At 71.5% G+C, this 5,811-nt stretch carries 6 protein-coding genes; 2 read left to right on the top strand and 4 right to left on the bottom strand.

The window, feature by feature from the left end; translation table 11 throughout:
* Positions 1 to 46: 46 nt before the first annotated feature.
* The gene (locus JWQ91_RS15095; protein ID WP_297785932.1) at positions 47 to 625 is read right to left on the bottom strand and encodes a TetR/AcrR family transcriptional regulator; all 579 of its coding nucleotides are present in this window, start codon (positions 623 to 625) and stop codon (positions 47 to 49) included.
* 48 nt (positions 626 to 673) lie between these two features.
* Here JWQ91_RS15095 and JWQ91_RS15090 point away from each other — a divergent pair, with 48 nt between their 5' ends.
* A complete protein-coding gene (locus tag JWQ91_RS15090) occupies positions 674 to 3,034 on the top strand; it encodes an acetyl-CoA acetyltransferase (protein WP_297785929.1) in 2,361 nt (786 codons plus the stop codon).
* 4 nt (positions 3,035 to 3,038) lie between these two features.
* Here the strand turns inward: JWQ91_RS15090 and JWQ91_RS15085 are convergent, their stop codons facing one another.
* From JWQ91_RS15085 to trmB, 3 genes are all read right to left on the bottom strand, one after another.
* On the bottom strand, positions 3,039 to 3,791 hold the full coding sequence (locus JWQ91_RS15085) for an alpha/beta fold hydrolase (protein ID WP_297785926.1): 753 nt from the start codon (positions 3,789 to 3,791) through the stop codon (positions 3,039 to 3,041).
* A 120-nt stretch (positions 3,792 to 3,911) separates the two neighbouring features.
* Positions 3,912 to 4,295, bottom strand: coding sequence for a hypothetical protein (locus JWQ91_RS15080; protein ID WP_297785924.1), 384 nt, complete (start codon positions 4,293 to 4,295; stop codon positions 3,912 to 3,914).
* Positions 4,296 to 4,304: 9 nt separating this feature from the next.
* The gene (gene trmB / locus JWQ91_RS15075) at positions 4,305 to 5,018 is read right to left on the bottom strand and encodes a tRNA (guanosine(46)-N7)-methyltransferase TrmB (RefSeq protein WP_297785921.1); all 714 of its coding nucleotides are present in this window, start codon (positions 5,016 to 5,018) and stop codon (positions 4,305 to 4,307) included.
* 17 nt (positions 5,019 to 5,035) lie between these two features.
* On the opposite strand from trmB, the gene JWQ91_RS15070 reads away from it, so the two are divergent.
* Positions 5,036 to 5,554, top strand: a complete 519-nt coding sequence (locus JWQ91_RS15070; RefSeq protein WP_297785918.1) for a DinB family protein — start codon at positions 5,036 to 5,038, stop codon at positions 5,552 to 5,554.
* Positions 5,555 to 5,811 lie beyond the last annotated feature (257 nt).

Below are 5,811 nucleotides of genomic sequence, written 5' to 3'. Positions count from 1 at the left end.
CTGTACGACCGGCTGCTGCGCGACAGCATCCACCCGCGCTGGTAGGTCAGGCGACCGCGGCGGCGAGCACGAAATCGACCAGCGACGCCGCGAAGGCGTCGAGGTCCGCCGGCAGCATCGCCTCGGGCGTGACGAGAGCGTGCATCAACGCACCGCCCAGCAGGGTGTCGAGCAGCAGCGTCACCGAGGTCCCGGCCGGGAGCTCGCCGCGCCCGATGCCGCGCCGGACCGTGGCGCGAGCGGCGAGGACCTGGGACTCGCGCCACGCCTCCCAGGTCTGGCGCAGCTCCGGCGTCAGTGACGCCTCGGTCGTCATCCGTAGCGCGGCGTCCTTGAGGTCACCGACGTAGTGCGCCAGGTGGTGCCGGGCGAGCGCCAGCAGGTCTCCCCGTAGCGAGCCGGTGTCGACGTCCTCGAGGTTGACCAGCGTCGCGACGAGCGAGTCGACCAGCAGCCCGGCCCGGTCGGGCCAGCGCAGGTAGATCGACGCCTTGCCGACGCCGGCCTCGCGGGCCACGGCCTCGACGCTGAATCCCGACCAGCCGAGCCGTCCGTAGAGCCGGCACGACGCGACGTGGAGCCGGCGCTCCATCGCGGGATCGCGGGGGCGTCCGAGCGCTGTCATGGTCCACCTCTGTCATTACTGAACGATTGTCGTCAGTATAGTGGTCGCATGACCGAGAACCTGGATCCCCGCACCCCCGTCCTCGTCGGCGTCGGCCAGCACGCCGAGCGGGTCGACGATCCTGACTACCGCGGGCTGTCCGCGGTGGGACTCGCGGTCGCGGCCGCGAACCAGGCGATCGCCGACGCCGCCGGCAAGGGGATCGCCGCCGCGATCGACACGATCGCGGCGATCCGTCAGTTCGAGATCTCGACCCCGATCGGCTTCGCCCCGCTGGGCCGCTCGACCAACGTCGCCCGCTCGATCGCCCGCGACCTGGGCGCCGACCCGCAGCGCGCGATCCTCGAGGTCACCGGCGGCCAGGGCCCCCAGCACCTCGTCTCCGAGCTGGGCGACGCGATCGCCCGCGGCGAGTCCGAGGTCGTGCTGCTGGTCGGCTCCGAGGCGATCTCGACGGCCCGGCACTTCTCCGGCGCCGAGGACAAGCCCGACTTCAGCGACGACCCCGGCGGCACCGTCGAGGACCGCGGCTACGGACTGCGCGGCATCGTCACGCTGCCCCAGGTGCGCCACGGCCTGGTCGACGCCACGAGCCAGTACGCCCTGCTGGAGCACGCCCGGCGCGCACGGCTCGGGCTGGACCGCGCGACGTACGCCGCCACGATGGGCGAGCTCTTCGCGCCCTTCACGACGGTCGCGGCCGCCAACCCGCTGGCCGCAGCCCCGACGGAGCGCACTGCCGAGGAGCTCATGACGGTGACCGAGCGCAACCGCATGGTCGCGGACCCCTACCCGCGCTTCGTCATCGCCCGTGACCAGGTCAACCAGGGGGCGGCGGTCCTCATGATGTCGCTCGCCGCCGCCCGCCGGCTCGGGGTGCCGGAGGAGCGGTACGTCTTCCTGCACGGCCGCGCCGACACCGCCGAGCAGTCGATCATCGACCGCCCCGACCTCGGTGCGAGCCCCGCGGCGGTCCTCGCCGTGACGCACGCGCTGGAGGTCGCCGGGGTCACGACCGACGACCTGGCCCACCTCGACCTCTACAGCTGCTATCCGATCGCGGTCGCGGCGGTCTGCGACGGCACCGGCCTGTCGGCCGACGACCCGCGGGGCCTGACCGCGACCGGCGGACTGCCGTTCTTCGGCGGCGCGGGCAACAACTACTCGATGCACGGCATCGCCGAGATCGTGTCGCGGGTCCGCGCGACCCCCGGCGCGTACGGCCTGGTCGGCGCCAACGGCGGCATGCTGTCGAAGTATTCCGCCGGCGTGTACGCCACGACGCCCCGCTCCTGGCCCGTCGTCGACTCGGCGGCGCTCCAGGCCGAGCTCGACGCGGCCCCGCGGGTGCCCACGACCTCGACGCCGGACGGCTGGGCGACGATCGAGACCTACACCGTCAAGCACGAGCGCGCCGGGGACGTCGGGATCGTCGTCGGCCGCCTCGAGTCCGACGGCCGCCGGTTCTTCGCGATGACCGCGCCCGGCGACGCCGACGTGGTCGACCTGCTGACGGGGGAGCAGGAGCCCCTCGGTGCCCGCGTGTACGTCCGGTCGTTCGGGTACGGCAACCGGGTCGTGCTGACCAAGGAGCGCGCGGCGGAGCTCTTCCCGGCCGCCGCGCGCGGTTTGCGCGACGACTACGAGCACGTCTCGGTCCGGCGCGACGGCCGCGTCCTCGAGGTCACCCTGGAACGCCCGGCGGTCCGCAACGCGCTGCACGCCGCGGCGCACGTCGAGCTCGACGAGATCTTCGACGCGTATGCCGCCGACCCGGAGCTGTGGGTCGCGATCATCACGGGTGCGGGTGACGACGCCTTCTGCGCCGGCAACGACCTGACCGCGTCGATGGGTGACCTGCCGTGGTTCCCCGACAGCGGCTTCGGCGGTCTGACGTCACGCAAGGGTCTGCTCAAGCCGGTCATCGCGGCGGTCAACGGCACGGCGATGGGCGGCGGCTTCGAGATCGTCCTGGCCTGCCAGCTGGCGGTCGCGACCCAGTCCGCCACATTCGCGCTCCCGGAGGTCAAGGTCGGGCTGTTCGCCGCGGCCGGTGGCGTCGTGCGGCTGCCGCGCGCGATCCCCGAGAAGATCGCGAACGAGCTGATCCTGACGGGTCGCTCGATCCAGGCCGACGAGGCGCTGCGGCTCGGGCTGGTCAGCCGGGTCGTGCCGGACGGCGGCGCCCTGGCGGCCGCCCGCGGGCTCGCCGCGGAGATCGTGGGGGTGTCGCCCACGTCGGTGCGGCTGTCGCTGGAGGTCATGGCCGCGACGCGGGGCATCGCCGACCCGGTCGAGGCCGCGCGTCACGAGACCGATGCGATGGACCAGCTGCTGATCAGCGAGGACACCCTCGAGGGGATCATGGCGTTCGGTGAGAAGCGCCAGCCGGTGTGGAAGAACCGCTGATCGGTCAGTGGGACTCCGCCCATCCGAGGGCGTAGTCCGCGACGACCCCGACCTTGTACGCCTTGGCGTTCTTGTGGTTGACCTTCGGCGGCACGATGTGGTCGGCGGTGCCGGCGATGAACAGCAGGGGCGCCCGACCCGCCCGTCCGTAGTCGATCCGGGAGTCGCCCGAGTTGGTGGTCAGGTGCAGTGCGGCCTGCCACAGGGGCTTGCCGGGCGCGGGGATCTGCAGGTCCTCGCGGACCTTCTCGGACTCGGCCATCGACAGCGTGTTGGTGAAGGCGTAGTGGAACTGCTTGGCGGTGAGCAGCACCGTGCGGTTGATCGTCCAGGGCTTGCCGAGGACCGGCATGCCGGCCCGGATGACGCTGAGCGGCAGGACCGGGACGCCCGCCGACTGGGCCGAGTCGATCGCGATGCCGGCCTTGCCATAGCCGCGCTCGAGCAGGAGCTGGGTCATCAGCCCGCCGAACGAGTGCCCCATGATGATGGGTTGCTCGCCGGTCTCGTCGACGATCCCGTCGATGACGGTGGCGAGGTGGTCGACGACGGTCCGGATCCGCAGGCCGTTGAGCCGGGACGAGTCCATGCGCAGCCCGGCGACGTCATCGCTGACGCCGGGCCAGGCGGGGACCACGACGGTGTAGCCGGCCTGCTCGTAGCGTTGCTTCCAGCCGGCCCAGCTCTTGGGCGTCATCCAGAGCCCGTGGACCAGGACGATCGTGCCCTTGCTGGGGGGTGGGGTGTCTTCGGCCATGGCTACCGTCCTGTGCGCAGAGAAGAAGGTTCTCCTCGAACCTAGGCCCGGGTCCGCACCCCGCTGCACCCTCGGTCCACGCCGAAATCGTGCAGGATCCCGCAAACCTGGGCAGGATCGCTAGGACTGCTCGATCCGCAGCGCCGACCACGTCTCGTCGAGGGTCACGGTCTCGACGGCCGCCCAGCCGTAGTCGCTCAGCAGCTCCTGGATCGTCTCCTGACCGACATCCGTCCCGGCCGGCCACGCCACCCACACCAGGGGGATCGAGCCGAGCTGCGGCAGCGTCTCGTCGAACTGCTCGGCCAGCTGCAGCCGGTCGTCGGCGAACACGATCGCCGCGTCGATGAGGTCCGGGTCGTGCTCGTCGTCCCGCTGCTCGACGACCTCGGCGCCCTCGGGCAGCGGATCGAGCAGGGACGTCTCCTCGACGGTCGAGCCGATGATCCAGACGATCGATCCGTCGCTGATCCGCAGCTTCTCGGCATTGCTCTGCTCGGTCATGCCTGCATCCTAGGTCGTGCGGCGGACGGCGTGCAGGTCGCGGATCGCGCGGTCGACGCGGAGCCCCTTGCCCTCGAACCGGGTCTGCGGGCGTCCATCGAACCGCGGCGCCCAGTCCCCGGTGAACTCGAAGTCCGGGGACGCGTCGAGGACGTCACGCATCTGGTCGGCGTAGTCCTGCCAGTCGGTCGCGAGCCGCCAGGACCCGCCCGGCTCGAGGACCCGCGCGGCGAGCGCGGCGAACGCGGGGGTCACCAGCCGGCGCTTGTTGTGCCGCTTCTTGTGCCACGGATCGGGGAACCAGATGCGCAGCTCGCTGACCGAGCGGGCCGGCAGCATCGTGGCGAGCGCCTCGGCAGCGTTGACGACCATGAGCCGTACGTTCGTGACGCCCTCGTGCCGCATCGTCACGAGCGTCTGCGCGACGCCCGGCACGTAGACCTCGAGCCCCAGGAAGTCGAGCTCGGGATGGTCCTGGGCGGACCTGACGATCGCCTCGCCGCGGCCACTGCCGATCTCCACCACGAGGGGCGCCTCCCGGCCGAAGGCGGCAGCGCGGTCCAGGACGTACGTCGGGTCGATCGACGTGCTCGGCCCGTGCGCGGGGGCCTCCAGGACGTACGTCGAGGAGATCTTGTCCCAGGCGTCGCTCTGGCGCTCGGTCAGGCGGCCACCACGGCGGGTGAACGAGACCGGCTCGGTGCGGTACGGGGTCGGTTCCACCGCAGTAGCGTAGTCGTGTGGACATCGAGCCTGACAGCAAGGACTGGACCTGGGTCCTCCGGGAGCCGTGCGGCGAGTGCGGCTTCGTCGCCGCCGACGTCGACGCCGCGACGGTCGGCGCGAGCGTCCGGATGCAGCTGCCGCGCTGGCAGGTCGTGCTGGGCCGGATGGAGGCGCGGGAGCGGCCGGACCCCGCGACGTGGTCGCCCACCGAGTACGCGTGCCACGTCCGGGACGTCTTCCTGGTCTTCGCGGACCGGGTCCGGCTGATGCTCGCCGAGGACGATCCGCAGTTCGCCAACTGGGACCAGGACGAGACCGCGATCGAGGAGGACTACGTCTCGCAGCTCCCCTCGGAGGTCTCGAGCCAGCTGGTCGTGGCGGGCACGGCCGCGGCGGAGCTCTTCGACGCGATCCCGGCCGATGCCCTCGGCCGCACGGGCCGCCGCAGCAACGGCTCGGTCTTCACGGTCGAGACGCTGCTGCAGTACTTCCTGCACGACGTCGTCCACCACCTCCACGACGTCCGCGGCTGAATCCGCCGAGACGCCCCTGATGGCGGGTACCGGCGTCGGTCAGCCCGCAGAAGGTTGCGAAGGCCAACGACCGGAACGGGATCAAACAGCCTGTCGCCGGCGTTGAGTAGGGTAGAACCAACGACTCCAACTTTTCGGAGCCATCCCACGGAGGGAAACATGAAGAGCAGCAACCCCGTCTTCGCCCGCAGCGCCGAGTTCAACGGTCGCGGCGGCGCGGTGGCCAACGACCCGTCCCAGTGGCAGGTCGACCTCAA

The organism is Aeromicrobium sp., from assembly GCF_025965075.1.
Lineage (GTDB): Bacteria > Actinomycetota > Actinomycetes > Propionibacteriales > Nocardioidaceae > Aeromicrobium.
This window is presented reverse-complemented; position numbering and strand designations above follow the sequence as displayed.